This is a genomic window from Cryobacterium cryoconiti (genome assembly GCF_004403065.1).
Lineage (GTDB): Bacteria > Actinomycetota > Actinomycetes > Actinomycetales > Microbacteriaceae > Cryobacterium > Cryobacterium cryoconiti.
On record NZ_SOHA01000005.1, the window covers coordinates 105,827 to 132,412 of the forward strand.

A 26,586-nucleotide genomic window follows, 5' to 3' on the forward strand; every position below is an offset into this window, starting at 1 on the left:
GAGAGCGCACAATCTGCCCCTTGGCGTGCGCCGAAGGGGCAGATTGTGCGCTCTCGCGGGGGGTGGGGTCCTGGAGTCGGGCTGCTGAGGTCTTGCTCAGGATCGACCGCTACGGTGGGGGCAAGTCGCCAGAGGCGGCTCCGGACGACGGTTCAGTACCCGGCACGCGACAAGACTGGCCACGGGAGTCGTAGTCATGTCGTGGATCATTCTCATTCTGTCCGGGGTTCTGGAAGCCGTCTGGGCCACCGCCCTGGGCAAGTCGGAGGGGTTCACGCGACTGTGGCCATCCGTCGTTTTCGCGGTGGCGCTCGTGCTCAGCATGGGCGGGCTCGCCTTCGCTATGCGGGACATCTCGACCGGCACCGCCTACGCCGTCTGGGTCGGGATCGGCGCGGCGCTCACCGTGCTCTACGCCATGGTCTTCGGTGCGGAGCCGGCCTCGCTGATCAAGGTGCTGCTCATCGTCGGCCTGGTGGGCTGCGTCGTCGGTCTGAAATTCGTCGACGCCTCGCACTGACCTCCGGTGCCGTGCGCCCCGCGGCGTGTGCCCCGCGCCGCGGCGCACCTTATGGAAGCCGGCGCACGGTACATCATGCGCCCGCTTCCACAGGGTGCGCCGCGAGGTGGTGAGGCGTATATTCGACGTGTAAAAAGCGAATAGTCACTGAGGAGTTCCGGCCACGATTCGCGCCCACCGCTTCGCCTGCGGTCGGCACTCCGCCTCGGAAGCAGTCCAGATCGTCATCCGTCGGGCGCGGGATCCTCGACCGTGGCGGCTTCCAGATCTGCACTCCACCAGCGCCTACAAGGAGGCGTTTCACAATGCTCAAGGAACTGCACACTGTGTTACCGGCGGCGGACCTCAAGCGAGCCCAGTCGTTCTACCATGACGCGCTCGGCCTCGACCCGGACGAAATCCACGAGGGTACCCTCGTCTACCACGTCGGGTCGGGTTCGGTCTTCGAGATCTACGAGACCAGCAACGCCGGCACGGCCCAGAACACCCAGATGGGCTGGATCACGGATGACCTCGATGCCGAGATGAGCGGGCTCCGCGAACGCGGGGTCGTGTTCGAAGAGTTCGACATCCCGGGAATGAAGACCGAGAACGGGGTGGTCACGGCCGAGGACATGAAATCGGCCTGGTTCCGCGACACCGAAGGCAACTTCATCTGCATTTCGCAGACGATCTGACAACGGATGCGGCCGGCCAGGGCCGGTTCCGGGCGGTGCGTGAGCATCGCCCGGACCTCTGATCGGCCGAGCCGACCGCCGACCGCCGACAGCCGGCTCAGGCCCAGCGGGCACCCAGCTCGGCACGCAGCGGCCAGTCCTGGCCGTCGAGGATGATCTGGGCGCAACGGCCGGTGCCGGAGTTGACCACGATCGGGGCCATCAGGTTCACGGTGGTGCCGTCTTCACCAGGGTTCGTCACCACGAGCAGCAGGGCGTCCTCCGGGCCGGCCAGGTCGAGCGCCGCCGCATGGTCGTCGCCGATCACGGGGGAGTAGTCGGGCAGGTAGACGGAGGCGTCGAGCACGAACATCCGGGTGCGCTGGTTGTCGGCGGACTCGAGGGTGAACAGGCCGTCCGCGCCGGAAATCTCGGTGAGCGCGAACTCGGTCAGCGGGTCGAGGCCGGGCGGCGGGGAGACGAAGCTCAGGGCGACGGACACCGGACCGGTGGACACGGCGGCCGTCATCGGAGAAAGTCCATCAGTGTCGGCTGAAGCACCCGGGCGGTGACCGAGAGGGCCGCCTGGTAGCTGACCTCCTGAATTTTCAGGTCCAGGATGGCCTGGCCGAGGTCCACATCCTCGATTCCGGCCCGCTGGGCCTCGAGGTTTCCTTTGTGCTGCACGAGAGTGTCCCCGGCTTTCTGGATCTGGGCCTGGCGCACACCGACATCGGTCTGCGCCGTGAGCACGGTTTTCATTCGCAAGTCTATGGCGGCGAGGTGGGTGCCGACGTTCTGGGCTCCCGAGCGCAGGTCCCCGGCGATGGTGTCGATCAGGGCGAAGACCGAAGCGGCGCCCTGGCCGAAGACGGCGGCACCGTCGGCGTCGACCCTCACGGTGGTGTCGGCGCCGATGCGGCGGTCGACGCTGGCGGTCGGGGTGCCGGTGAACGTGAAGCCGGGGGTGAAGGCGACACCGGCATCCGAGTTGCCGGCGAAGACGGTGCGACCGAGGAAACGGGCGTTCGCCTGGGCGAGCAGGCCGTCCTTGAGGCTGTCGAGGCGAATCGCGAGGGCCTCCGTCGCGGCGGGGGAGAGGGTGCCCGTGTTGGCACCCTGCACGGTCACGTCGCGCACCTGGTTGAGCAGGTCGGTCACTGCGGACAGGGCCGTGTCGGCCGTGGTCAGCCAGCCGTCGGCGTTGTCGGCATTGCTGATGTACTGCGTCAGCGCCCGCTGCTCGGCCCGCACCGTGAGGGAGTCGGCCGTGCGCGCCGGGTCGTCGGAGGGCCGGTTGATGGCCTTCAGCGACGTGGCCCGCTCCTGCAGCTCGGCCATCCGGGCCAGGTTGGTCTGCAGGTTGGCCTGCGCGGTGCGCATCTGCGTGTGGGTGGTGACTCGGTTCAACATGGTTACCTTCCGACCAGTCCGGTGCGGTTGATCAGGGTGTCGAGCATCTCGTCCACGGCCGTGAGCACCCGGGCGGCACCCTGGTAGGCGTGCTGGAACATCAGCAGGTTCACGTTCTCCTCGTCGAGGTCGACCGAGGAGTTCGCCAGCTGCGCGTTCACCGCGGTGGTCGCGGTGACATCGGCGAGGGATGCCTGACGCAGTTCGCTCTTGGTCTTCACGGCCAGCGAGGTGACGAAGTTCGCCCAGTCGGTGCTGGGGGACCGCACCGGGTTGCCGGTGCCGTCCACGGCCTTGCCGGCGCCGAGCTGGGCGATCTGGTCGGCGATGGAGCCGTCGAGGGCTCCGTTCGCGCTGACCCCGGTCGTGAGTTCGGCGGCGGCCGTCGGGATGACGGACAGGCCGAGCGCGGCCGGACCGGTGGCTGCCGTGCCGAAGAAGGCGCCCGGCAGGGAGGAGTTGTCGCCGGCGGAGTAGATCGTGTTGACCTTCGCCGCCAGGTTCGTGGCGAAGGTGTTGTAGGCCGTCGCGGCTTCGGCGAGGGCGCCGCCGGTGCCGCCGGCATCCGCTCGGGCCAGCAGGGAGAGCGACCCGGCGAGCTCGCCGCCGTCGATGCCGATCGCACCGGCGCGGTCGGCCCACTCCACGCGCACCGCGCCGGAGGTGCCGGCTGGGTCGGTGAGCCCGTTCGGGCCGTCGAGGGTGCGCGGACCGCGGGCCACCAGGGCCCGGGCGGAGTCCCCGGCGACCAGGGCGTTGCCGCCCACGAGCACGTCGACGGTTCCGTCGGAACGGTCGACGACGCTGCCGCCGGTGAGGGCCGCGAGGGTCGTGGTGAGCAGGCTGCGCTGGTCGATGAGCTCGTTGGCGTTGCCGCCGCCGGCGACCGTCTGGCGGATGCGCGCATTCAGCTCGGCCACCTGCCCGGCGGCTCCGTTGATCTCGGCCACCATGGTGTCGACGCTGCCGCGCTCGGCGGACCACTGGGCTGCGACCGCCTGGTAGCCCGTGCGGATCTGCGCGGTGAGGAGCCCGGCCTGGCCGAGCAGCACCCCGGCCGGGGCGGAGTCGTCGGCGGAGTTCGCCACGCCCTGCCAGCCGGCCCAGAACTCCTGCAGTTGGGCGGAGAGCCCGTTCTCGCCGGGTTCGTTCATCGAGACCTCGACCGCGCTCAGCGCGTTGGCCCGCACCGCGGAGTAGCCGGCGACGGCGGCGCTGGAGCGCACCTGGGCGTCCAGCGAGGCGCTGCCGAGGCGGGCGATCCCGTCGACGGAGACACCCTGGCCGGGGCGCACGCCGGCGCTCATCAGGCCGAGCCGGACCGCGGCATCCACGGCGGATGTCGTCACGCGCTGCCGCGTGTAACCGTCGGTGTTGGCGTTGGCGATGTTCTGGCCCACGACCTCGAGCCCCTGGCGGGCGGCAACCAGGCCGGTGTACGCGGTGTTGAGTCCTCCGAAGGTGCTCATGGGGGCGCTACACCGTCTGGTCGAACAGTCGGGACCCGGTCGTGCGCAGGTCGGCGGTGCCGTGGGCGTCGTAGGTGTGGGAGTTCGTGCGCACGTCGGCCAGGGTCTCCTGGCTGGAACGCGCGGCGGAACGCAGCAGCTGCTCGTTGGCGTCGCGCAGCTCCTTGATCTGGCTGGTGAGTTCGCCCATGGCCTTGAGGTGGGCCGCCATGATCTCGGTCCAGGGGCCGGCGGGGGCGTGGGCCACGAGTTCGCGCAGCGTGGCGTCTTCAGTGGTGCCCCAGCCGAGGGCGACGGCGGCCACCTCGACCGAACGGGCCAGGCCGGCCTCGCGCACATGGCCGAGCACCTGCTCCACCTCGCGGGTGCCCTGCTGCAGCCAGCGGGTCTTGCCGTTGGTCAGGAGCAGCTGTTCCTCGTCGAGTTTGAAGACGAGCAGTTCGAGAAGCTCTCGCTCACGCCACAGCAACGCTGATAGTTCATTGGCGCCCATGTGTCCTCCACCTGCCCTTCGTCTGGTGCGGCGGCCTCTCGCGCGGAACGCGCACGCCACCGGTTCACAGCATGACTATCGACCGGTGAGCGCGCCCGGTAAGGGGCCGTATCGATTCAGCCTGTCAGCCGGGCCTGTGCGTGTCCACTGAAAGGGGGACAGAATCGGTGCAGATTCGCGGTCGTTCGACGAAAATCGCGGGTTTGCCCCGTTCTGGGGGTTCATTTGCCCCGTTGTGGGGGCGATCCGGCGCTGACCGCTCCCGGAGGGGCCTCTATTTTTAACTCAGGCAGATAAGTAAGTTTTTTGCCTGGGGCCCCGAAACCCCGCAACACCTCCCTGTTTTCTGTTCATGCGTTCCCGTGCTTACCCGGCAATTCCGCGAGTCGAGGCCCCCGCCTCACTGTCGGCACAACGTAGGTATCAAGCACCCAGGGAGTTCGCAGTGAATCGGGCAGAACGCAATCAGCTGGTGATCGAGAATCTCCCGCTCGTGGGCTACCTCGTCTCCGAGACCTGGGCCAAGGCCCGCCACCTCTCCCGCGACGACCTGGCCTCGGCCGGAGCTCTCGCCCTGGTCACCTCCGCGGATGCCTTCAACGCCGACCTCGGCGTGCCCTTCGGCGCGTTCGCACGCCGCCGCATCATCGGCGCTTTCGCCGACGAGATGCGCTCCAACGACTGGGCCACCCGGATGGCCCGCCGCCGCATCAAGGAGACCCGCGCCGTGCAGCAGACGCTGGCCGGCGCCCTCGGCCGGGCGGCATCCGTCGACGAGGTCGCCGCCGCCCTCGGCGTGGACCGGGAGACCGCCATCGCTGGTCTCACCGACTCCGAGCGCACCGTGTCGACCCTCGACGACGCCACCGCCGAGTTCCTGGTCTCCGACGCCGAACTTCCCGGCGACTCCCTGCTCTCCGCCGAGCGACTGGCCTACCTGCACGCCGCCATCGCGGCGCTGCCGGAGAAGATGCGCGTGATCGTGCAGCAGGTGTACTTCGACGACCGCACGGTCAAGGAGATCGCTGCGGAGCTCGGGATCACCCACTCGGCGGTGTCCCAGCAGCGGGCGGAGGCCATCCGTCTGCTCCGCGACGGCCTCGGCACGCACTATGCCGACGACGCCGAGGTGGAGTACGTGCCCGAGTCCCGCATCGCGCCGGCCCGCCGCAGCGCCTACCTGGCCCGGCTCGCCGACCAGGCCATGCTCGGCCTGGCCACCGCGAGCGGGGCGGCGTACGCCGATTCCGAGGGCGTCGATTCCGCCGGTTCGGAAACCCGCAAAGTTTTTTCGGTCAACGGCTAACGCGGTCTCGTCAGAGGCCGATAGCTCTCAACGTCAGGCCATGGATGGCCAGACGCTCACCACCCAATCACGGAGGATTTCATCATGGGTATGCAGATCAACACCAACCTCGCGGCCAACAACACGTACCGCAACCTGGCCGCCACGCAGAACGACATGTCCAAGTCCCTGGAGAAGCTGTCCAGCGGCCTCCGCATCAACCGCGCAGCGGATGACGCGGCCGGCCTGGCCATCTCCGAGGGCCTCAAGTCGCAGGTCGGTGGCCTCACGGTCGCCAGCCGCAACGCCCAGGACGCCGTCTCGGTCATCCAGACCGCAGAAGGCTCCTTGAACGAGGTCACCTCGATCCTGCAGCGCGTCCGTGACCTCGCCGTTCAGGCCGGTAACGACTCGAACAGCGTCAAGTCTCGTGAGGCGATCGCTACCGAGGTCACCGCACTCGGTAAAGAACTTACGCGGATCAGCGAGTCGACCAACTTCAACGGCACCAAATTGCTTGACGCCGCGGCCGGGACCACGCCAATGACCTTCCAGATCGGTGCCGGCGGAGTCGCAGCAGCTGACCAGATCGACGTCGAACTGACTGACGTCGCTGCGATTGGCACGTTGGTGTCAGGTATGGCGGCAACCGGGTTCTCGACTTCGGCCCTTGCTCTCGCGACGATCAACGCGGTTGATGGCCACATCTCCGCTGTTTCCACCTCGCGCGCCTCGCTCGGTGCGGACCAGAACCGCTTCGAGTCCGTCATCAAGAACCTGGCCGTCTCCAAGGAGAACCTGTCGGCAGCCGGCTCGCGTATCCGCGACACCGACATGGCCGAGGAAATGGTCAAGTACACCCGTTCCAGCATCCTCTCGCAGGCCGGTACCGCCATGCTCGCGCAGGCCAACCAGTCCAACCAGGGCGTGCTGCAGCTCCTCCGCTAAACCGGTGAGCTGAACCTTTCGGGAAACCGCACGGTGAACTATGGCTGGTGGTGACTCAAGAGATGAACTGGACCTCATCCCTCGGGCGCCACCAGCCATTCACGTTTCACCGGCCACACCCAGCCTGACCCACGCCTGACCCAGCAGCATCCAGCACGACCCGGCACGAGAAGGAGGTGACGACATGGTCACAGCGATCGACGGCCTCGTCAGCGGCCTCGACACCACCAGCCTGATCAACTCGCTGATGCAGGTCGAGGCGGTTCCGCAGACCCAGCTCAAGGCCAAGGTCTCGTCGGCTCAGACCATGATCTCGGCGCTCCAGGGTCTGAACACCCAGGTTGCCGCCCTCGCCGACCTCGCCACGAAGGCGGCCAAACCGGCCGCCCTCGACGTCTACTCCGCCACCAGCAGCTCCACCGGCGTCACGGTGGCCACCTCGGCCGGCGCCGCCGCCGGCCAGCTCGACCTGGTCGTGAGCAAGCTCGCCCAGACCCAGGTCACGGTCTCCGGACCGGTCACGGTCTGGCCCGACACCAACCTCACCTTCACCAAGGCCGACGGCACCGTCACCACGGTCACGGGTGCTTCTACCTCGCTCGACGACATGGTCTCCGCCGTCAACGCGGCCGGCGCCGGCGTCACCGCCACCAAGGTCGCCGTGGGCGTCGACGGCTTCCGCCTGCAGTTCACGGCCACCGCGCCCGGCGCCGCCGCGGGCGTCACCATCTCCGGCACCACCGTGCCGATGACCCAGACCAAGGCCGCGCAGGATGCCGAGGTCACGCTCTGGGCCGGCACCCCCGCCGAGCAGAAAATCACCTCCGCGACCAACACGTTCGCCGGCATCCTGCCCGGCATGACGCTCACGGTCTCCGCAGTGTCGGTCGATCCGGTGAGCGTGACCGTGGCCCGGGACGACGCCCGGATCAGCACGACGGCCTCAGAGATTGTCACCTCGCTCAACGGCATCTTCGCGGTGATCACGAATCGCTCGGCGGTGAGCACCACCACCAACTCCTCCGGGGTCACCAGCACGACCGCGGGGATCTTCTCCGGCGACAGCACCATCCGCGACACCAGGCAGCGCATCCTGTCGGCGGCCTCGATGCCCGTGAACGGGCGTTCTCCGTCGGAATACGGCATCAGTATCACCCGCTCGGGCACCATGGAGTTCGACGCGGCCAAGTTCGCGGCCGCCCTGGCCAAGGACCCATCCACGGTGAAGGCCGCCGTGACGGAGATCGCCAGCCGGGTCGCCGCCGCCGCGACCACGGCCTCCGACAAATACGACGGGCAGCTCACCCAGAAGATCACCGGGCAGCAGTCCACCGTGCGCAACCTCGGCGACCGCATCGCCGACTGGGACCGCAGCCTGGCCACGCGCCGGGCAACCCTGCAAAGCACCTACACCGCACTGGAAACCCAGCTCGCCGCCCTGAAAGCCCAGTCCTCGTGGCTGAGCGCCCAGGTTGCCGGGCTCCCGACCTCGAGCACAGGATGATGATGGCAGTGATGAGCATGATGGGTGGGGCCCAGGCCCGACGCGCACAGTTGAACCGCGAAGCAGTGCTCTCGGCCACGCCGGTGCGCCTGCTGACGATGCTGTACGACCGGCTGCTGCTCGACCTCGGCCGCGCCGAGATCGCGCAGAACATCGAGGACTGGGCGGTCGCCTCCGAGAACCTGCTGCACGCCCAGGCGATCGTTGCCGAACTGTCGACCTCGCTCAACGTGGACGCCTGGGAGGGCGGCGAAGGTCTGTTCGCCCTGTACACCTACGCCTCGAACGCGTTGATGAGCGCCAACATCCATCGGGATGTCGCCCGCACCCGCGAGGCGATCGCCCTGCTCGAGCCGCTGCGGCAGACCTGGCACGAAGCCGCCGGCCTGCTGCCGGCCCAGCCCATGCAGCGTGCCGGCGGGGAGTACGGACTTGCCTAGGCAGGTGGTGCAGATCGGCGAAGGGACGAACGCACGCCGGGCGTGGCTGGAGGTTCTCGACCAGCTCGAGTCCAGCCTCGGCTCCGGTGCCCGCGACGCCGTGCTGGCCGCACCGGGGGAGCGGTTCTCCACCGGCGTGCAGTGGCGCGCCCCCGATCACCTGGGCCAGTTGCCTGCCGACCTGGAGAAGCGCGCCCGGAGCCTGATCGCCGGCCAGATCGCCCTGATCGCCACGATCGAGGATGCCCGGCGCTCCGCCGGTCTGCACCTCGCCGCCGTGCACACCATCATCTCGGCGCAGCACACCGACCAGGCCGTCTACCTCGACGTGGCCGGCTGACCCTCGCCCGTTACCCTCGCCCGCGACCGTAACCACGTTCCAACTGTTCCCCGATCGGACAAGTGTTGCCCGTGCGCGGGCGACACTTGTCCGATTCGGCGACAGTTGCGGGGTTCGGGCCGGCGGCGTGCGGCAGGGCGTGCGGGAGAAAGTTTCGCGAGAAACTTCTAACGCAGCGCGGCCACCGGCCGATAGCTAGGAACGAGCAGGGATTGCTCGACCACAGGCCACGGATCGGCCGCCCTCGTTTTGCCGACGAATCGGGTATCCGTGTTCCAATCCGTGACCGCCACCGCCATTGTCAGTGCCCTGGACGGCCTGGCGCTGCGCCAGCGCACCATCGCGAACAACATCGCGAACGTCAACACCCCCAACTACCAGGCCAAGCGCGTGGCGTTCGAGGAGGCCCTGGCCAAATCGGTCGAAGCCGGCAGCGGCAGCACCGTCGCCACCACGGCGAGCTCGCTCGAGCCCACCCGCCTCGACGGCAATAACGTGAATCTCGACACCGAGACCCTCTCCAACATCGACACCGTGCTGCGGTACCAGTTCGCGACGCAGGCCGCCAACGGTCCGTTCACCTCACTGCGCTCCGCGATGCGGACCAGCTGATGACCTTCGACGCGATCGGGATCGCCGGCTCCGGCCTCACCCTGCACCGCAAGTGGCTCGACGCCGTCGCGGACAACATCGCCAACGTCAACACGGTCACCGCCACCGACGGGGATGCCTTCCAGGCGCGCTACATCGTGGCCCAGGCCGGCCAGGGCACCACGGGCGCCTACGTCGCCGGCGCCGCTCTCGGCGACGCCGAGGGGATCCTGACCTTCGACCCGAGCAACCCTCTCGCCGACGAAGCCGGCTATGTGCGCCGTCCGGACATCGACCTGGCCGAGCAGATGAGTGCGCTGATCATGGCGCAGCGCGGCTACCAGGCCAACGCCGCCGTCGTCGACCGGGCCAAGACATCCTATGAAGCCGCACTCCAGATTGGACGCTCCTGATGACGATCGGATCGATCAACCCGCTCCAGGCCGTGAGCGGAACAGGCTACCTCTCCGGCGTGCAGGGCGTGCAGGGTGCACCGGGCGTGCAGGGCACCGACGGCTCGGGCTTCGGCAGCGCGCTCGTCGGTGCGGTCGACAACCTGCAGCAGCTGCAGGCCACGTCCAACACCCTCGCGGTGCAGGCCGTCACCGGCAACCTGACCGACATCCACTCCGCCACCCTGGCGTCCACCCGCGCGCAGGTCACCCTCGAACTCGTCGCCGCCGTGCGTAATAAGGGTGTCGACGCGTTCAACGAGATCATGAGGATGCAGGCCTGATGCCCCGTCCGATCACGTCGGCGTTCGAACGCCTCGGCCGCGGCATCAGCTCGTTCTCCGTCGCGCAGCGCACAGTCGCCATCATCGGGGTCGCCGTGCTCGCCCTGGGCATCGCCGCCCTCAGCATGTGGGCCACCAAACCGGCCTTCACGCCCCTGTTCTCCGGCCTCAGCGGCTCCGACGCGAGCACCATCGTCGAGCAACTCCGCACCGACGGCGTCGCCTACGAGCTCAGCGACGGCGGCGGCACCATCCTGGTTCCGCAGGAGCACGTCTACGACGAGCGCCTCAAGGCCGCCGCGGCCGGCCTGCCGTCCTCCAGCACGAGCGGCTACGGGCTGCTCGACAGCATGGGCGTCACCTCCAGCGAGTTCCAGCAGTCGGTCACCTACAAGCGGGCGCTCGAGGGCGAGATCGCGAACACCGTCAAGGCCATGAAGGGCGTCAAGAACGCCTCGGTACGCCTGGCGATCCCCGAGGAGACCGTGTTCGCGTCGGAGCAGAGCGACCCCACGGCATCCGTCTTCGTGGAAACGGCCACCGGCAGCACCCTCAACACCGAACAGGTGCAGGCCATCGTGCACCTGACCTCCGCTTCGATCGAGGGTATGGCCCCCACCGATGTGGCCGTCATCGACTCCGCCGGCGTCGTGTTGTCGGCGGTCGGAGTGGGTGCCACCGGTTCTGCCGACCAGCAGGCCGGCGCCTATGAGGACCGCGTGCGCGGAGCCGTGCAGGCCATGCTGGACAAGGTCGTCGGGCCCGGAAACGCCACCGTCGTGGTGGCCGCCGACATGAGCTACCAGTCGGCCCAGCGGGTCGAGGAATCCTTCACCACCCCCGAGGACGCCCCCGCCCTCAACGAGGCCGTCAAGACCGAGTCGTACTCGGGAGCCGGCGGCGCCGGCGGTGCCGCCGGGGTTCTCGGCCCGGACAACATCGCCGTTCCGGCCGCCGCCGAAGGAGACGGCACCTTCACGTCGGAGGACACCACCAAGAACAACGCCGTCAACAAGGTCACCGAAACCCGCACCATCCCGGCCGGGGAGATCAACCGGCAGACGGTGTCCGTGGCCGTGAACGCCGACGTCGTCGGCAATCTCAACGTCGCCGACATCACCTCGCTCGTGGCCTCCGCAGCCGGCATCGACGCCCAGCGCGGCGACGCCGTCACGGTCGAGGTCGTCGGTTTCAACGGTGGCGCGGCAGCGGATGCCGCTGCCGCCCTCGCTGCGGCGGAGGCGGAGGCCGCCGCCGATCGGTTCGCCGAGATCGTGCGCATCGCCATCATCACCGCGGGAATCGTCATCACCCTCGTGCTGGGCCTCATCCTGTATGCGCGCCGTTCGCGCCGCCAGAGCCGCGAAGCGATCGAGCTCGACGAGCTGATGGAGGTGCGTCCCGCGTTGAACGCGCCCGGGATGCCTTTCCCACTGACCGCGCCGATCGCACCGATCATGATCGATCCCACGCCGACGGTGGCCTACCAGCCGCCCGCGGCCGACCGGATGCGCGTCGAGATCGATTCCCTCGCCCAGCGCGACCCTGCGAAAACAGCGGAGCTCCTGCGCGGCCTGATGGATGACCGGCAGCCCGCATGATCGACGCCCAGCCGGCCCTGACCGGCACGCAGAAGGTGGCGGTCGTTCTGATGAGCATGGAACATCAGCGTGCCACCGAGGTGATGAAGCAGTTCACCGAAGCCGAGGCGGCCGACATCGCCGCGGAAATGGTGCAGTTGCGCCGGGTCGACCCCGACGTGACCGAGACCACCGTGCTCGAGTTCCACGAACTCACGGTCAAGGGCAACCGGGCCGGCCGCGGCGGGCACGCCTACGCGATCGGCCTGCTGGAGGCATCCTTCGGAGCGGAGAAAGCCGCCGGGGTCATGGTCAAGGTGGCCTCCTCGATGGCCGGCAAGGCCTTCGAGTTCCTGGACGCCACCGAGCCGCTGCAGATCCTCACCCTGCTCGACGGCGAGCTGCCGCAGACCATCGCCCTGGTGCTGGCGCACCTGCGCCCCGGGCACGCCTCAGCCGTGCTCGGCGGACTGGACACCGATCTCCGCGCCGAGGTAGCCCAGCGCATCGCCGGCATGGGCACCACCACCCCGGAAGCCGTTCGCGTGGTCACCGAGACGCTCAAGGCCCGGGTCGGCGCCGTCTCCTCGACCCGCGACTCCGTCGAAACGGTCGGCGGCATCCAGCCGCTGGTCGAGATCATCAACCGGGCCGATGTGGCCACCGAACGTGCCCTCCTGGAGGCCCTCGACGCGCGCGACCCCGCGCTGGCCGAGGACGTGCGGTCACGGATGCTGACCTTCGCCGACATCGTCAAGCTCGAGAACCGTGATGTGCAGCAGGTCCTCCGCGGCATCGACGCGGCGGTCCTGGCCATCGCCCTCAAAGGCTCGACCGACGGCGTGGTCACCACCATCCGCACCAATCTCTCCGAACGCAACCGCGAGATCCTCGACGACGAGGTCAAGGCCCTGGCGCCCGTGCGGGTGTCGCAGGTCGAGGAGGCGCGCGCCACGATCGTGCGCGCCATCCGCGACCTCGAGGCTCAGGGCAGCATCACCGTGCAGCGTGCCGAGGAGGACGACTATGTCGTCTAGTGCGCAGTCGATGCCGTTCTCCGCCGTGAGCTTCCCCAGCCTGCGCAACGAGCGAGGCGCCGGGGACGAGTCCTCGCGGGCCCGCGGCCACGCCGCCGGGTACACCGCGGGTCTGCGGGCGGCAGCCGCCGAAATCGACGCCCGGATCGCCCTCCACGATGCCGAGCACGCCGCTGCGATGCTGCACCAGCAGACACGGGTGGACCGGGCGGTCGCCCTCCTCGGTGCCGCCGCCGCCGCACTGCACCAGCGCACCCTCCCTGTGCTCCAGGACGTGGAGGACACCCTCGTCGCCACCGCCGTGGAACTGGCTGAAGCCATCCTCGGGCACGAACTCGGCGACACGGAGACCTCCGCCCGCGCCGCCCTGAGCCGGGCCCTGATCCCCGGCACTGACGCCATCGCCGGCAGCGGTCGCCCGCATGCGGTTCGGATGCACCCGGCCGACCTTGCCCTGATCGACCAGATCACCCGAACGGATGCCGGCGTCGACCTCATCGCCGACGCGGGCCTCGCCCGCGGCGACGCGATCGCCGAATTCCCGGACGGGTTCCTCGACGCCCGGATCGGCACGGCCCTGGCCCGCGCGAAGGCCGCGCTCGGGAGCGCAGCCTCATGACTCTGCTGCAGACCCCGTCCGCCTCCGCCACGGCCACTGCTACCCGCGCTCCGGGCTGGCGCCCGCAGGCCGGGAAAATCCGTTCCGCGGTGGCCGCGTCCCGGCCCGAACGGGTCGGCGTGGTGTCCTCGATCGTCGGACTCGGCCTCGAGGTGCGCGGGCTGAACTCCGCGATCGGCGATCTCGTCACGGTCGGCGACGGCGGGGAGGTCGACGCCGAGGTCGTCGCCACGACGCGCGACGGCATCCGGTGCATGCCCCTCGGCCGGATGACCGGCATCCGGGTCGGAGCCCCCGTGCGCTCCGGCGGAGCCCCGCACCTCGTCCCCACCGGTGCGGGCCTGTTCGGACGCGTCATCGACGGTCTGGGTCGTCCCATCGACGGTAAGGGGCCACTGATCGTCGAACGGTTCGTCGGCATCGATCACGACAGCCCGTCGGCCATGGCCCGCGCCCGGATCCTGGAACCGCTGCAGCTCGGCGTGCGTGTGCTCGACACCCTCACCACCGTCGGCAAGGGGCAGCGGATGGGCCTGTTCGCCGGTTCCGGCGTGGGCAAGTCCTCGCTGCTGTCGATGATCGCCCGCGGCACCGAAGCGGAGGTGTCGGTGATCGCCCTGGTGGGGGAGCGCGGCCGTGAAGTGCGTGAATTCCTGGAGGACGACCTCGGCCCTGCCGGGCTCGCCCGCTCGATCGTGGTCGTGTCCACCTCCGACGAACCGGCGATGATGCGCCTGCGGGCCGCCTTCCTGGCCACCCGGATCGCGGAGTCCTTCCGCGACGACGGCGCCGACGTCATGCTGATGATGGATTCGCTCACCCGGGTGGCGATGGCGCAGCGGGAGATCGGGCTGTCGGTGGGCGAGCCCCCGGCCACCCGAGGCTATCCGCCGTCGACCTTCTCCCTGCTCGCCCGACTGCTCGAGCGGGCCGGCACCGACGAAACCGGGTCGATCACGGGCATCTACACGGTGCTCGTCGACGGCGACGACCACAACGAGCCCATCGCGGATGCCGCCCGTTCGATTCTGGACGGACACGTCGTCCTCGACCGCAAACTGGCCGTCCTCGGCCATTTCCCATCCGTCGACGCGCTCTCCTCGATTTCCCGGGTGGCGTACCGGGTCAACAGCCCCGCGCAGAACCAGGTCGCCGGACTGCTGCGCCGGGTGCTCGCCGCCCGCCGCAACGCGCAGGACCTGCTCGACGTGGGGGCCTACCGCCGGGGCACCAACCCGCTGGTCGACGCGGCAGTCGACCATGAGGGCGCCATCAACGCATTCCTCCAGCAGCGCATGGACGACCAGACCTCATCCCGGCACGCCTGGGACCACCTGACCACACTCACTCGAACGCTGGGGGCCCTCTGATGGCACGCACTTTCGCTCTCGCCGGCCTGTTGCGCCTGCGGCATCTGCAACAGGACCAGGCGGCCGGAGACCTGGCAGCGGCCAACGCCGTCGCCCAGGCGAACGCGGCCCGACGCGCGGATGCCCGGGCAGGCCTCCAGCGGATGCCCAGCACAGCGAACGGAGCCGACATGCTCTCCACCATCGCCGCGGCCCGCGCCTCGGCCCGCAGCATGCTCGCCGACATGGAGGCTCTCGGCCGCAACTACCAGGTTGCCGTGGGCGAGGCACAGGTCGCCTTTGATGCGACACGAGCCGACTCGGTGCGGCTCGAAAAGCTCGAGGGGCGGCACGGAGCCCTGGTCGTCGCCGAGGATCTGCACCGGGAACAGACCGTGCTCGACGAGATCGCCGGGGCGGGCTGGCACCGTAACCGTTCAGTGGACGGTGGCCCGCGATGACGATGATCGCGGCGATGAGCCGGGTCAGCGAGATCCAGGCGACGCTGGTGCAGCTCTCGGCCGGGGCGAGCTCCCAGAAGACGGCTGCGACGACGACAGCGGCGTCGGCGAACACCTTCGCCGACGCTCTCGCCACCGCGTCGAGCGCTGCCTCGGGTGCCGCCGCCGTCACGCCGGCGGCCCCGTCGACCGGCGGTGCCACCGGCACCGACGTTGTCGACGGCGCGAAGAAGTACCTCGGTGTGCCCTACGTCTTCGGCGGCGAAGACGCCAGCGGCATGGATTGCTCCGGGCTCGTGCAGACCGTGTATGCCGAACTCGGCATAGACGTGCCGCGTCTCGTCTCCGGACAGATGAAGATCGGCACCGAGGTCGGCTCCCTCGCCGAGGCCAGGCCCGGCGACCTCATCGTCACTGCTGGTGGCGACCACATCCTGATCTACGCCGGCGACAACAAGGTCATCCACGCCCCCTACGAGGGACGCACGGTCTCCCTGGTCGAGGCCTACATGGACGACTCCGAGATCACCACCATCCGCCGCGTGATCCCGGATGCTCCGGCAGCCCCCGCAAGCACGGCCGCCGGCAGCCAGCTCAGCGCCGCACTGGCCTCCTTCATGAACGGAGCAGCCCGGTGAACGCCCTGCTCGGCCGGATGGCCGCCACGATGCCGGCGGGCCCGGCCCACGCCGTCGCGCCGGCTCCCCGCACCGGCCGCTCCGACACGTCCGGCGTGTCCGGAGCGGGGTCGTTCGCCGCTGTGCTGCAGGGCACGCTCGACGCCGCACCGGCCGAGAGGCCGGCTGTGCCTGCCGAGAAGCCCGCCGGGCCGGCCGAGCCGACGACGGATGCGGGGACGGACCGCGTTCTCGACGCAGGTTCTGTCGCGGGGGAGCCAGAACCGGGCACCGAGCCGGGCACGGAGCCGCAGTCGGTGCAGAACCTTGCGGCGCACCCGCTGACCGCCCTGCTCGCGCCCGCCGGAACGGCTCTGTCGGCGATGTTGTCCGGCACCGGCACCGGCACCGGCACGGTCGTGGCGGATCCTGCCGCGGCCGACGCCGGGACGGTTCCTGTGTCCGCCGCCGCTTCTGCCCTCGAGGGCGCGGCTCCCGCCGCCGGCATTTCGAGTGCCGTCCCCGGTGCCGTCCCGGGTGCCGTCCCGAGTACAGTCCAGGGAACTCCCGCGACGCCCGCCGCCGGGGGACCGGCGACCGTGCCTGCCGCCCTGCCCGGCTCCGCCGAGCAGCTCGGGACCGCGCCGGTCGTGTCCACGTCGTCGCCCGCCGCACTGCCGGCCTCGGCCGTCTCCGCCGGAGCCGCGCGGCCCGGGCCCGGCGACCCGGTCACCCTCCGGCCCGCGGACTCCGCCACCGACGTGACGGCCCCCGTCGCCCTGCTCGTCCCGGTCGGCACTCCGGCACCGGCTGCGGCGCCCGTCGCCGGCATTCCGGCACCGGCGGCGGTCGTTCCCACCCCGCACGTTCCCCTCACCGGCCAGGTCTCCCGCCCCCTGTTCACCCTGGTGGGTGCGGCCAACGGCGACCATGTGATGACCATCAGCGTCAGCCCCGACAACCTGGGACCGGTCACCGTGCGCGCCCATGTGAGCGGTGACGGCATCCGGGTCGAGCTGTTCGCCCCCACCGACCTGGCCCGGGACGCGCTCCGTGCCATCCTGCCGGACCTGCGCCGGGATCTGACCGGCGGCGGGCTGAACGCCCAGCTCACCCTGTCGGCCGACGACCAGGCGTCCGACTCCGCCGCGCAGTGGCACGACCGCACCGGTGCCGGGCGTGATCGGGAAGCCGGGGAAACCCGACCCGACGCATCCGCTGCCGGTACCCGGACCGCCGTGCTGCGGACCGCCGGCTCGCACACCATCGACGTCTTCGCCTGACCCGCACACCCTGACCCGCAGCCCCCGACCCGCCACCACCAGAAGAGAGAACCTTGTGACCATCGACGCAGTGGCAGCAGCCGCCCCGGCCGGGATGTACTCGACCACTCCCGTGCGCACCCCGAAACAGTCCCTGGACTCCGAGGCCTTCATGTCGCTGCTGGTGACCCAGCTGCGCAACCAGGACCCCAGCTCTCCCATGGACACCAACCAGATGATCTCGCAGACCACGCAGCTGGCCATGATGGAGAAGATGGCGGCGCTGTCGACCACCGCCGACGAGAACTTCTCCCTGCAGATGCGCGTCGCCGCGGCCGCACTGGTCGGCCAGGACGTCACCTACACCCGGGCCGACGGCACGACCGGCACCGGCACCGCATCGAGTGTCTCCTATGCCGGGGCCGTGCCCCAGGTCACCGTGGGCGGCACGACCATCGCGCTCGACCTGGTGACCGGCGTCACCTCCGGCACCACGCCCGGCGTCACGCCCGGCGTCACGCCCGGCGTCACCTCCGGCACCGCTCCCGGCCTCTCCGCGTAAATCCTGCTTCTCCGCCCGTCTCGCATCCACCGAAAGGCAGCACCCATGCTTCGCTCCCTGTACTCCGGAATCTCCGGCCTCCGTTCGCACCAGACCATGCTCGACGTCACCGGCAACAACATCGCCAACGTCAACACCACGGCGTTCAAGGCGTCCGCCGTTCAGTTCCAGGACACCCTGTCGCAGCTCAAGCAGGGTGCCGGCGGACCGCAGGCGGAGGTCGGCGGCACAAACCCGGCCCAGATCGGACTCGGCGTGCAGGTGGCCGGCATCTCGACCAATTTCTCCCAGGGCTCCGCGCAGTCGACGGGTCGGGCCACCGACGTCGCAATCTCCGGTGACGGGTTCTTCGTCACCCAACTCGGCGGCGAGACGCTGTACAGCCGTGCGGGCGCCTTCGACTTCGACGCCGAGGGTCGCCTGGTCTCGCCGGACGGCGCGATCGTGCAGGGCTGGAACGGCGTCAACGGACAAATCAACGAGGGTGGCCCGGTGGGCAACATCACTCTGCCGCTGCAGGCCATGATCCCCGCAGCAGCGACGAACACGGCGACCATGGTGGGCAACCTGCCGGCCGACGCCGCGGCAGGGGAATCCCTCGTGCGCGACATCAAGATCTACGACGCTGTGGGCGCCGCGCGCACGCTCTCCCTGACCTTCACCCGCTCGGGCTCCGGTTGGGACGTCGCCGGCAGCGACGGAATCGGCACCGGTTCCACCGCCCTGACGCTCGACGCGGCGGGAAACCTCACGCCGACCGGAGCGCTGACGGTGAACGGGGTCAACGTCGACCTGACCGAGCTGACCGGACAGGCCGGTCTCACCACGGCGACCGCCAGCAGCCAGAACGGCTCCGCCGCCGGAACGCTGCAGTCGTTCACGCTCGGCAAGGACGGCACCCTGGTGGGCCTGTTCAGCAACGGAAGCCAGGCATCCATCGCCCGCATCGCCCTCGCGACCTTCACCAACCCGGGTGGCCTGGAGAAGGCCGGCTCGTCGGCCTACCGGGCCACGTTCAACTCGGGGAACGCTGCCCTCGGCGCCCCCGGCGACGGCGGCTTCGGCTCGCTCAGCGGCGGAACCCTGGAAATGTCCAACGTGGACCTGTCGCAGGAGTTCACCAATCTGATCGTCGCCCAGCGCGGCTTCCAGGCGAACGCGCGCATCATCACCACCTCCGACGAGGTGCTTCAGGAGCTCACCAACCTGAAGCGGTAGCCGCCGGGCGGATGATCAGCGTCGGCATCGTGTCAGGCGCCAGATTTCTGCGCGCATACTGGAATGACCGACGTTCAACTGAGGAGCAAAGATGCAAATCCTGGTCAACACCGACAACAACATCAAGGGCACGGAAACCATCCGCCAGGAGGTTGAATCGTCGGTCGAAACGGTCCTGGCCCGGTTCGACTCCCGGTTGACGCGAGTGGTGGTTCACCTCAGCGACCAGAGTGCCGGCCGGGAGACGACCGACGACATCCGTTGCGTGCTCGAGGCGCGTCCCGCCGGAGGGAATCCGCTCGCGGCAACCGGCAATGCGGAGAGCGTGAACGCGGCCGTCAACGGGGCACTCCACAAGCTGGTCAGCGTTCTCGAGACCGAATTCGGTCGGTTGGACGAACACAAGGGTGCCTCTGCCATGGGTGACGAGCCCATGCCGTGAACCGGCGGCCGGCACGGTAAAGTTGGCGGTCCGCCTCGCCCGGGGCTTGAACCCCCACCCGAGAGGACGGCCGCAATGAGCCTGATCAGGCTGAACGACGTCAGCATCCGTTTCGAGAACACCCAGATCCTGCGCGAGGCCTTCTTCCGGCTCGAACCGGGGGACCGGGTGGGCCTGATCGGCCGTAACGGGTCCGGCAAGTCGACCATCCTGAAACTGGCCCTCGGCCAGGTGACAGCGGATGCCGGCACCGTCACCCTCGACCCCGGGATCCGGGTGGGCTACTTCTCCCAGTTCTCCGAGCTGAACGGGGAATCCACCATCACCGAGGTGCTCGACGGCCTGTTCGCCCCGATCAAGGCCATCGAATCGGAGCTTTCGTCGATCGACGCCCGGATCGCGGCGGATTCCTCGCAGAGCGCCGAACTGGACCGGCTGATCCACCGCCAGGCCGAACTGTTCGAGGACATGGACCGCCTCGACGGGTGGGACTATCCCCGGCGCATCGACACCGCGCTGACCACCCTCGGGTTCGACGAGGCCCACCGCGTCTGCGCCATCGACGAGCTGTCCGGAGGCTGGCGCAACCGGGCCGCGCTGGCCAAGATCCTGCTCGAACAGCCCGATGTGCTGTTGCTCGACGAGCCCACCAACTACCTCGACGTGGCCGGCGTCGAGTGGCTCGAGGCGTGGTTCCGCAGCTTCCGCGGCGCGGCCATCATCGTCTCGCACGACCGGCGGTTCCTCGACGGGGTCGTCACCCGCATCATCGAGGTCGAGAACTACCACCTGCACGAGTACCCCGGCAACTTCGGCGAATATGTGGTGCAGAAGCAATTCCGCCTGAAAACCCTCGAGCAGCAGTTCCTGCACGAGTCCGAGCTGCTCGCGTTCGAATCCGAGGGAATCAGCGACCGCCGTGAAGCCGCGAAGGCCGCCAGCCGCAGCCTCGACAACCAGCTCGCCCACATCAAGAAGACCCGCAGCCCGCGGCCCGTCGACACGATCATCACCGAGATCTACGGCGGACTGCACGTGAAGGACTCGCTCTGCCGGATCGAGTCGCTCAGCAAGTCCTACGGCGACAAGGCCCTGTTCACCGACCTCACCTTCGAGATCCGCCGCGGCAACCGCATCGTCGTGCTGGGTTCCAACGGCAGCGGTAAGACCACGCTGCTGCGGGTGCTGGCGGGGGAGGAGACGGCCGATTTCGGCACCGTGGCCTGGGCGGCCGGCGCCGCCGTGGTCTCCTACAACCAGGTGCTCGACGGCCTCGACGACGACGACACCGTCAGCCATTCCGTCAATGCCATGCCGGGCAGCCTCGCCTTCACCGCGACCCGCAAATCGGTCAACCGCTTCCTCGCGATGTTCCAATTCTCCGAGGCCGACCTCAAGCAGAAGATCGGCAACCTCTCCGGCGGGCAGCGCGCCCGCGTCGCCATGGCACAGTGCCTGCTGTCCGGCGCAGCGGTGCTGTTGCTGGACGAACCGACCAACCACCTGGACATGGCCAGCACCCAGGTGATGGAGCGCGCGCTGATCCACTTCCCCGGTGCCGTGGTCGTGGTCAGCCACGACCGGTTCTTCACCGACAAGATCGCCACCCGGCACCTGGTCTTCGGCAGCGACGCGGCCGAGCCGGGCGAGATCGTGGTGCGCGCGGCGTAACCGGGAAGGGGGGTCTGTTCCCGCCGGCAGCTAACGCACCCGGCCTCGCGGCCGACAGTGGGGCGTGACGGTTACTCGAATCGTTCTGAACCCAGGGTGGACGCCATGATCGTTGTGACGAGGCTGAATGACAGCCAGTTCGCGATCAACCCGGACCTGATCGAACGCATCCACGCGAACCCCGACACGACCCTCGTCATGGTCGACGGCGCCAAGTTCATCGTCACGGAGACCCTCGAGGACGTCATCGAGAAGATCGCCCGGTTCCGGGCCCATGTGATTTCGCTGGCCTACCTGTCCCCGGATACCGACTACCGGCCGGGCATCCGTTCGCTCGAAATCGTCGACGGTCCGCATGCGATCGCGGAAATCATCGAACCCGGCAGCACGGTTCCCTCCCGCCCGCGGAGGATCTGATGGCAACCCTGATCGGCATAGCGATCGCCTTCGGCTCGCTCTACGCGATGATCATCCTCGAGGGCGGCCACGTCCAGTCGATCCTCCTGCCTGCCCCGATGGTCCTGGTCTTCGGTGCCACCATCGCGGTCGGGATCGCGGGCGGCACCATCCGGGACGCGATTTCGGCGTTCAAAGCCCTGCCCGGCGCCTTCTTCGGCAAGACCACCCCTCCGCAGCAGGTGATCGACCAGGTGGTCGGCCTCGCCGAGAAAGCCCGCAGCTCCGGCCTGCTCGCCCTCGAGCAGGAGGCCGACAACGTTTCCGACCCGTTCCTGCGCGGCGCCCTGCAGAACATCGCCGACGGCACCGACGGCGACGAACTTCGGATCCTGCTGGAAGACGAGCTCGCGACCGCCACCAAGGAGAGCCGCAACGCCGCCAAGTTCTTCACCACCCTCGGCGGCTACGCGCCCACGGTCGGCATCATCGGAACGGTCGTCTCGCTGACGCACGTGCTGGAGAACCTCGACACGCCGTCCACCCTCGGCCCGATGATCGCCGCCGCCTTCGTCGCCACTCTCTGGGGGCTGCTCACGGCCAACTTCCTCTGGCTGCCGATCGGCAACCGTCTGAAACGGCTCAGCGACATCGAGGTCGAACGGATGACCCTGCTCCTGGAAGGCGCGCTGGCAGTCCAGGCAGGCAGCCAGCCCCGACTCCTCGGAGAGAGATTGCGCGCCATGGTTCCCGCGGCGGCGACGGCCAAGGCCGGCAAGGCAGGCAAGCCGGGAAAGGCCGGTAAGGCGGACAAGTCCCTGTCGGAGGCAGCATGAGCGGGCACGGCCGTGGCCGCCCGCGGGGACGGGGGCTGGAGGAGGAGCACGTCGAGCACGTCGACGAGCGGTGGATGGCGTCCTACATGGACATGGTCACCGTGCTGATGTGCATGTTCATCGTCCTGTTCGCGATGTCCTCCGTCGACCAGGAGAAGTTCCTGCAACTGAAGAACTCCCTCGCGACGGGTTTCGGCGTCACGGATGTCGGCAAGATCGACACGGCCAAGGGTGTCGTCGTCACCGCGGACAAGGTCGCCCAGTCCGAGATGACCGGGTTCACCGACATCCAGGTCGCCGCCGCGGAGGTCAAGGACCTCACCGCGGTGAAGGATGCCCTGCAGGCCGCGGTGGATGCCAAGGGCGTGGCCCAGCAGGTGCAGTTCACGATCGACGAGCGCGGCCTGATCATCGGGCTGATCGGCTCCGAGGCCTTCTTCGAACCCAACCTCGCCAATCTGAGCAGCCAGGCCGTGCAGGTCCTGGATGCCGTCGCCCCGATCCTGTCCGGCAACACCCGGGAGATCAAGGTGGAGGGCCACGCCGACCGGCACGGCGTGACCACGAATTACCCCACCGACTGGGAGCTGTCCTCGGGCCGGGCAACGGCGGTGCTCCGCCGGCTGGTCGAGTCCGGCGGCGTGGGACAGGAACGCGTCTCGGCGGTCGGCTACGGTTCGGCCCGACCCGTGGCCGAGGGTGCCGATCTGGCGGCGCAGGCGCAGAACCGACGGGTCGACGTCGTGCTCCTCTCCAGCCAGCCGGAAGCGGTGCGCCAGCTGATTCCCGACATCGTCGCGGGGGTGACGCCCGTCAGCCCGGAGCCGGCGGTGAAGGCCCAGACCGCGGAGTCTCCCGTGACCGCCGTGGTCAAAGAGGAAAAGAAAGGTCACTGAGCTGCTAACCATCGGCTCGCTCTGACCGATAGTCCTCACCGTGACGGTCCAGGAACAAGCAGTGATTGGTGTGCCCGCTTCGGCGGAGCGCACGGTCGAGGTGTACGACTTTCGTCGCCCGACAACGCTCGCGCGCGAGCACTCCCGGGTGCTCGAGCTTGCCTTCGAAACCTTCGCCCGTCAGTGGGGCACTCAGCTCACCGCCAAGGTGCGGGTCATGTCGCAGGTGAAATGCGATCACGTGATCATGCGAACCTACGACGAGTACGCATCCTCGCTGCCGGCCACGACCGCCATGGTGCTGTGCCCCGTGGGCGGCATCACGGCCAAAGCCGTCGTGCAGTTCCCCACCTCCGCGGCCCTGTCCTGGGTCAGCCACATGCTGGGCGGCACCGCCGGCACCACGTTACCGGAGCGTGCCTTCACCCAGATCGAACTCGCTCTCGTGCGTCGCCTGATGGATGACGCCCTCGAGGACCTGCGCTACTCGCTCGGTTCCCTGTTGGTTCATTCCATTGCCGTCGGCGCGATCCAGTACAACTCGCAGTTCGCCCAGGCCGCGGCCACCGCCGACCTGATGATCGTCGCCAGCTTCATCCTGCGTATCGGTGAGGGCACCGCCGCCGCCACCGTCGCTCTCCCGGCGGAGGCGCTCCTGCCGCAGCTGGTCGAGGCCGTTCCGCCGACCGGGAGCGCCGATTCTGCCGACCTGCTGCGCGCCCAGCTGTCCCAGGTGCCGGTGGACGTGTCCGTTCGCCTGACGCCGGCACTCGTGCTGCCCAGCGTCGTGCTGGGTCTGGCCGTCGGCGACGTTCTGCCCCTGCCGCACCCTCAGCACCGGCCTCTCGACGTGGTGGTCGACGGCCACACTCTCGCTCGGGCCGCCGTCGGTTCCAACGGCTCCCGCCTGGCCTGCATCGTCACCGACACCGAGGAGTCCTCCCCATGATCACCACCCCCACCGCCGCGCAGACCGCCGCCGTCGAGGCCCTGCTGGATCTTCTCCCCACCACGACCCGCCTCCGCGCGCAGGTCTGCTCCGGGGCCGCCCTCGCCGGTCGGGTCGGGGATGCCGCGCTGGCGTCCTTCGTGGGGGTCTCCTCCGCCGATCTGGCCCTGGTGCTCGCCGACCCGGCTTCACTGGATTCCGCCTCCGGCACTGATTCCGCCCTCGTCTCCCGCCAGGATGTGCTGCGCCCCGCCCTGGAGAGCGCCGCGAGCGTGTTCGGCGTCGGGGTCCTCGGGGAGACGCGGTCGGGCGATGCCACGGCCCTGTTCGCGGATGACGCCACCAGCGTTTTCGAGCTGACCGGTGACGGACACGTCACGGGCTGGTTCGCCGTGCGGCTGCGCGACAACGGCGTGTCTGCCGGCGCGCCGCGCTCTCCGCAGTCCGTGGCCGGCAAACTCGGACGGATCAACAGCGTGCAGATGGCCCTGACCGTGGAGATCGGGCGCACCCGGATGTCCGTGCGCGACGTGCTCACCCTCGAACCGGGTGCCGTCATCGAACTCGACCGTTCCGCCGGGGCTCCCGCCGATGTGCTGCTGAACGGCCGGCTGATCGCGCACGGCGAGATCGTCGTGGTGGACCAGGACTACGGGGTGCGGATCACCCAGATCCTCGACGTGGCCGAGAGCCTGACCTAGGTGGACACCGTCCTCGTCGCGCTCCGGGTGGCGCTGTCCCTGGCCGCCGTGCTGGGGCTGCTCTGGGTGCTGCAGCGCAAGCTGACGAAGGGCTCCCTCGGCGCGCGCACCCCGAACCTGGTCACCGTGGTGGGCCGGCAGGGTGTGGGTCAGAAGGCATCCGTCGTCGTCGTCGACATCGACGGCCGGCGCTTCGTGCTCGGCGTGACCGAGCAGTCCGTCAGCGTTCTGCACGGTGGCGACGCACCCACGGATGCAGCGGCCCCGCACGCCGGGGACGACTTCGCCCGCGAGCTCGACGAGGCCGTGCACGCCGATTCCGGCACCGGCGGCGAGGTGCTCACGCCGCCCCTCATCCTCCGGCCGCGGCGGGACCGGACCACGTCGGGCCGGATCGGCGGGTCGATCCTCTCGCCCGCCACCTGGCAGCAGACCGCCGCCGCACTGCGGCAGGGCCGGTGACCACGTCGGCCGTGCGCCCGGCCGTGCGCCCGGATCGGCGGCGAGAGCTGGCCCGGTACCTGGTGATGGCGGCCCTCGTGCTGGTGATCGTCATCGCCGTCCTGATGCTGGTGGCGCCTGCCGGCCATGCCGCACCGACCGATCCGGTCGGTCCGACCGACCCGGTCACGCCGACGGATCCGGGCGGCGGCGGGCTCAACGTGCAGATCAACGGCCCGAACGGCGAGCCGTCCTCGGCGATCGTGACCCTGATCGGGATCACCCTGCTCTCGGTGGCGCCGGCCCTGCTGCTCATGATGACGAGCTTCACGAAGATCTTCGTCGTTCTCGCGATGACCCGGAACGCGCTCGCACTGCCGTCGATCCCGCCGAACCAGGTTCTGGCCGGGCTGGCCCTGTTCCTGTCGCTGTTCATCATGGCGCCCATCCTGACCGAGATCAACGACGGCGCCCTGCAGCCGTACCTGAACGGCACGATGAACTTCGACGACGCGGTCACGCTCGGCTCCGCGCCGCTCCGCACCTTCATGCTCGCGCACACCCGGGAGGAGGACCTGGCCCTGATGACCCGGGCCGCGGACCAGGCGAACCCGGAAACCCGTGACGCGGTGTCGCTGCTCACCCTGATCCCCGCGTTCATGATCTCCGAGCTTCGCGCCGCGTTCATCATCGGCTTCGTGATCTTCGTGCCGTTCCTCGTGATCGACCTCGTCGTGTCCGCGGCCCTGATGTCGATGGGCATGATGATGCTTCCGCCGGTGATGATCTCGCTGCCGTTCAAAATCCTCCTGTTCGTGCTCGTCGACGGCTGGGGTCTGATCATCACGACCCTCGTCTCCAGTTACCGGGGTGGCTGATGGATACCAACGCCGTCCTCGACATCGGGCTGCAGGGCATCCTGATCGCCGGCAAACTTTCCGCACCCATCCTGATCACGGCCCTGGTCGTCGGTTTCGCGATCTCCCTGCTGCAGTCGATCACCCAGATCCAGGAGGTCACGCTGTCGTTCGTGCCCAAGGCGATCGCCGTGGCCGTGGCCATGATCATCTCCGGACACTGGATGATCTCCGAGATGGTCTCCTTCACGCACATGCTGTTCGACAAGATCCCCGGCCTCATCGGCGGCGGCTGAC

The 26,586-nt window shown here is 69.1% G+C and carries 33 protein-coding genes and 1 riboswitch; of the genes, 29 read left to right on the top strand and 4 right to left on the bottom strand.

The window, feature by feature from the left end:
- The first annotated feature begins 120 nt into the window (after positions 1-120).
- Positions 121-184: riboswitch (guanidine-III (ykkC-III) riboswitch) on the top strand.
- Between the two features lie 12 nt (positions 185-196).
- Positions 197-520 (top strand): DMT family transporter, encoded by a 324-nt coding sequence (locus E3T49_RS01835; RefSeq protein WP_134422937.1) that lies wholly within the window; start codon positions 197-199, stop codon positions 518-520.
- 305 nt (positions 521-825) lie between these two features.
- Positions 826-1,197 (top strand): VOC family protein, encoded by a 372-nt coding sequence (locus E3T49_RS01840; RefSeq protein WP_134422939.1) that lies wholly within the window; start codon positions 826-828, stop codon positions 1,195-1,197.
- Between the two features lie 97 nt (positions 1,198-1,294).
- Here E3T49_RS01840 and E3T49_RS01845 read toward each other — a convergent pair whose 3' ends face one another.
- From E3T49_RS01845 to E3T49_RS01860, 4 genes are read right to left on the bottom strand one after another with little or no spacing between them, the layout of a single operon-like run.
- Positions 1,295-1,705, bottom strand: a complete 411-nt coding sequence (locus tag E3T49_RS01845; RefSeq protein WP_134422941.1) for a flagellar assembly protein FliW — start codon at positions 1,703-1,705, stop codon at positions 1,295-1,297.
- Positions 1,702-2,589: a flagellar hook-associated protein FlgL gene (flgL, locus tag E3T49_RS01850; RefSeq protein ID WP_134422943.1), complete on the bottom strand. Its 888-nt coding sequence runs from the start codon at positions 2,587-2,589 to the stop codon at positions 1,702-1,704. Before flgL ends, E3T49_RS01845 begins: the two co-directional genes overlap by 4 nt.
- Positions 2,590-2,591: 2 nt before the next feature.
- On the bottom strand, positions 2,592-4,058 hold the full coding sequence (gene flgK / locus E3T49_RS01855; RefSeq protein ID WP_134422945.1) for a flagellar hook-associated protein FlgK: 1,467 nt from the start codon (positions 4,056-4,058) through the stop codon (positions 2,592-2,594).
- A gap of 7 nt (positions 4,059-4,065) precedes the next feature.
- The gene (locus E3T49_RS01860) at positions 4,066-4,551 is read right to left on the bottom strand and encodes a flagellar protein FlgN (protein ID WP_134422947.1); all 486 of its coding nucleotides are present in this window, start codon (positions 4,549-4,551) and stop codon (positions 4,066-4,068) included.
- A 445-nt stretch (positions 4,552-4,996) separates the two neighbouring features.
- Between E3T49_RS01860 and E3T49_RS01865 the strand changes: the two genes are divergently transcribed.
- The 27 genes from E3T49_RS01865 (at position 4,997) to fliQ (ending at position 26,585) form a co-directional block, all read left to right on the top strand.
- Positions 4,997-5,857 carry a sigma-70 family RNA polymerase sigma factor gene (locus E3T49_RS01865; RefSeq protein ID WP_134422949.1) on the top strand — a complete coding sequence of 287 codons (861 nt, stop codon included), beginning with the start codon at positions 4,997-4,999 and terminating at the stop codon, positions 5,855-5,857.
- An 84-nt stretch (positions 5,858-5,941) separates the two neighbouring features.
- Positions 5,942-6,784, top strand: coding sequence for a flagellin N-terminal helical domain-containing protein (locus tag E3T49_RS01870; RefSeq protein WP_277613074.1), 843 nt, complete (start codon positions 5,942-5,944; stop codon positions 6,782-6,784).
- A gap of 184 nt (positions 6,785-6,968) precedes the next feature.
- Positions 6,969-8,288 (top strand): flagellar filament capping protein FliD, encoded by a 1,320-nt coding sequence (gene fliD / locus E3T49_RS01875; protein WP_134422951.1) that lies wholly within the window; start codon positions 6,969-6,971, stop codon positions 8,286-8,288.
- Between the two features lie 2 nt (positions 8,289-8,290).
- Positions 8,291-8,728, top strand: a complete 438-nt coding sequence (gene fliS, locus E3T49_RS01880) for a flagellar export chaperone FliS (protein WP_338145413.1) — start codon at positions 8,291-8,293, stop codon at positions 8,726-8,728.
- Positions 8,721-9,068, top strand: a complete 348-nt coding sequence (locus tag E3T49_RS01885) for a hypothetical protein (protein WP_134422953.1) — start codon at positions 8,721-8,723, stop codon at positions 9,066-9,068. Before fliS ends, E3T49_RS01885 begins: the two co-directional genes overlap by 8 nt.
- Positions 9,069-9,338: 270 nt before the next feature.
- Positions 9,339-9,680: a flagellar basal body rod protein FlgB gene (locus tag E3T49_RS01890; RefSeq protein ID WP_134422955.1), complete on the top strand. Its 342-nt coding sequence runs from the start codon at positions 9,339-9,341 to the stop codon at positions 9,678-9,680.
- Positions 9,680-10,072, top strand: a complete 393-nt coding sequence (locus E3T49_RS01895; RefSeq protein WP_134422957.1) for a flagellar basal body rod protein FlgC — start codon at positions 9,680-9,682, stop codon at positions 10,070-10,072. Before E3T49_RS01890 ends, E3T49_RS01895 begins: the two co-directional genes overlap by 1 nt.
- Positions 10,072-10,395: a flagellar hook-basal body complex protein FliE gene (gene fliE / locus E3T49_RS01900; RefSeq protein ID WP_134422959.1), complete on the top strand. Its 324-nt coding sequence runs from the start codon at positions 10,072-10,074 to the stop codon at positions 10,393-10,395. The genes E3T49_RS01895 and fliE overlap by 1 nt, the downstream gene beginning before the upstream one ends.
- The gene (fliF, locus tag E3T49_RS01905) at positions 10,395-11,996 is read left to right on the top strand and encodes a flagellar basal-body MS-ring/collar protein FliF (protein ID WP_134422961.1); all 1,602 of its coding nucleotides are present in this window, start codon (positions 10,395-10,397) and stop codon (positions 11,994-11,996) included. The genes fliE and fliF overlap by 1 nt, the downstream gene beginning before the upstream one ends.
- On the top strand, positions 11,993-13,012 hold the full coding sequence (gene fliG / locus E3T49_RS01910) for a flagellar motor switch protein FliG (protein WP_134422963.1): 1,020 nt from the start codon (positions 11,993-11,995) through the stop codon (positions 13,010-13,012). The genes fliF and fliG overlap by 4 nt, the downstream gene beginning before the upstream one ends.
- A complete protein-coding gene (locus E3T49_RS01915) occupies positions 13,002-13,631 on the top strand; it encodes a FliH/SctL family protein (RefSeq protein ID WP_134422965.1) in 630 nt (209 codons plus the stop codon). Before fliG ends, E3T49_RS01915 begins: the two co-directional genes overlap by 11 nt.
- The gene (locus E3T49_RS01920) at positions 13,628-15,001 is read left to right on the top strand and encodes a FliI/YscN family ATPase (RefSeq protein WP_134422967.1); all 1,374 of its coding nucleotides are present in this window, start codon (positions 13,628-13,630) and stop codon (positions 14,999-15,001) included. The genes E3T49_RS01915 and E3T49_RS01920 overlap by 4 nt, the downstream gene beginning before the upstream one ends.
- Positions 15,001-15,441 carry a hypothetical protein gene (locus tag E3T49_RS01925; RefSeq protein WP_134422969.1) on the top strand — a complete coding sequence of 147 codons (441 nt, stop codon included), beginning with the start codon at positions 15,001-15,003 and terminating at the stop codon, positions 15,439-15,441. The genes E3T49_RS01920 and E3T49_RS01925 overlap by 1 nt, the downstream gene beginning before the upstream one ends.
- Positions 15,438-16,079 (top strand): C40 family peptidase, encoded by a 642-nt coding sequence (locus E3T49_RS01930; protein ID WP_134422971.1) that lies wholly within the window; start codon positions 15,438-15,440, stop codon positions 16,077-16,079. Before E3T49_RS01925 ends, E3T49_RS01930 begins: the two co-directional genes overlap by 4 nt.
- A complete protein-coding gene (locus E3T49_RS01935) occupies positions 16,076-17,341 on the top strand; it encodes a flagellar hook-length control protein FliK (protein ID WP_134422973.1) in 1,266 nt (421 codons plus the stop codon). Before E3T49_RS01930 ends, E3T49_RS01935 begins: the two co-directional genes overlap by 4 nt.
- A 55-nt stretch (positions 17,342-17,396) precedes the next feature.
- Positions 17,397-17,882 (top strand): flagellar hook capping FlgD N-terminal domain-containing protein, encoded by a 486-nt coding sequence (locus E3T49_RS01940; RefSeq protein WP_420898521.1) that lies wholly within the window; start codon positions 17,397-17,399, stop codon positions 17,880-17,882.
- Between the two features lie 45 nt (positions 17,883-17,927).
- A complete protein-coding gene (locus tag E3T49_RS01945) occupies positions 17,928-19,100 on the top strand; it encodes a flagellar hook protein FlgE (protein WP_134422975.1) in 1,173 nt (390 codons plus the stop codon).
- A gap of 91 nt (positions 19,101-19,191) precedes the next feature.
- On the top strand, positions 19,192-19,542 hold the full coding sequence (locus tag E3T49_RS01950; RefSeq protein WP_134422977.1) for an HPF/RaiA family ribosome-associated protein: 351 nt from the start codon (positions 19,192-19,194) through the stop codon (positions 19,540-19,542).
- Between the two features lie 75 nt (positions 19,543-19,617).
- Entirely contained in the window at positions 19,618-21,213 is a 1,596-nt protein-coding gene (locus E3T49_RS01955; protein WP_134422979.1) for an ABC-F family ATP-binding cassette domain-containing protein, read from the top strand.
- 105 nt (positions 21,214-21,318) lie between these two features.
- Entirely contained in the window at positions 21,319-21,630 is a 312-nt protein-coding gene (locus E3T49_RS01960) for a flagellar FlbD family protein (RefSeq protein ID WP_134422981.1), read from the top strand.
- The gene (locus tag E3T49_RS01965) at positions 21,630-22,445 is read left to right on the top strand and encodes a motility protein A (protein WP_134422983.1); all 816 of its coding nucleotides are present in this window, start codon (positions 21,630-21,632) and stop codon (positions 22,443-22,445) included. The genes E3T49_RS01960 and E3T49_RS01965 overlap by 1 nt, the downstream gene beginning before the upstream one ends.
- A complete protein-coding gene (locus E3T49_RS01970) occupies positions 22,442-23,341 on the top strand; it encodes an OmpA/MotB family protein (protein ID WP_134422985.1) in 900 nt (299 codons plus the stop codon). Before E3T49_RS01965 ends, E3T49_RS01970 begins: the two co-directional genes overlap by 4 nt.
- Positions 23,342-23,402: 61 nt before the next feature.
- A complete protein-coding gene (locus E3T49_RS01975) occupies positions 23,403-24,290 on the top strand; it encodes a flagellar motor switch protein FliM (RefSeq protein ID WP_134422987.1) in 888 nt (295 codons plus the stop codon).
- A complete protein-coding gene (fliN, locus tag E3T49_RS01980) occupies positions 24,287-24,991 on the top strand; it encodes a flagellar motor switch protein FliN (RefSeq protein WP_134422989.1) in 705 nt (234 codons plus the stop codon). Before E3T49_RS01975 ends, fliN begins: the two co-directional genes overlap by 4 nt.
- A complete protein-coding gene (locus E3T49_RS01985) occupies positions 24,992-25,453 on the top strand; it encodes a FliO/MopB family protein (RefSeq protein ID WP_134422991.1) in 462 nt (153 codons plus the stop codon).
- Between the two features lie 65 nt (positions 25,454-25,518).
- Complete coding sequence (gene fliP / locus E3T49_RS01990; RefSeq protein WP_134423654.1) at positions 25,519-26,310, top strand: flagellar type III secretion system pore protein FliP; 792 nt, start codon at positions 25,519-25,521, stop codon at positions 26,308-26,310.
- Entirely contained in the window at positions 26,310-26,585 is a 276-nt protein-coding gene (gene fliQ, locus E3T49_RS01995; RefSeq protein ID WP_134364018.1) for a flagellar biosynthesis protein FliQ, read from the top strand. The genes fliP and fliQ overlap by 1 nt, the downstream gene beginning before the upstream one ends.
- The last annotated feature ends 1 nt before the right edge of the window (position 26,586 follow it).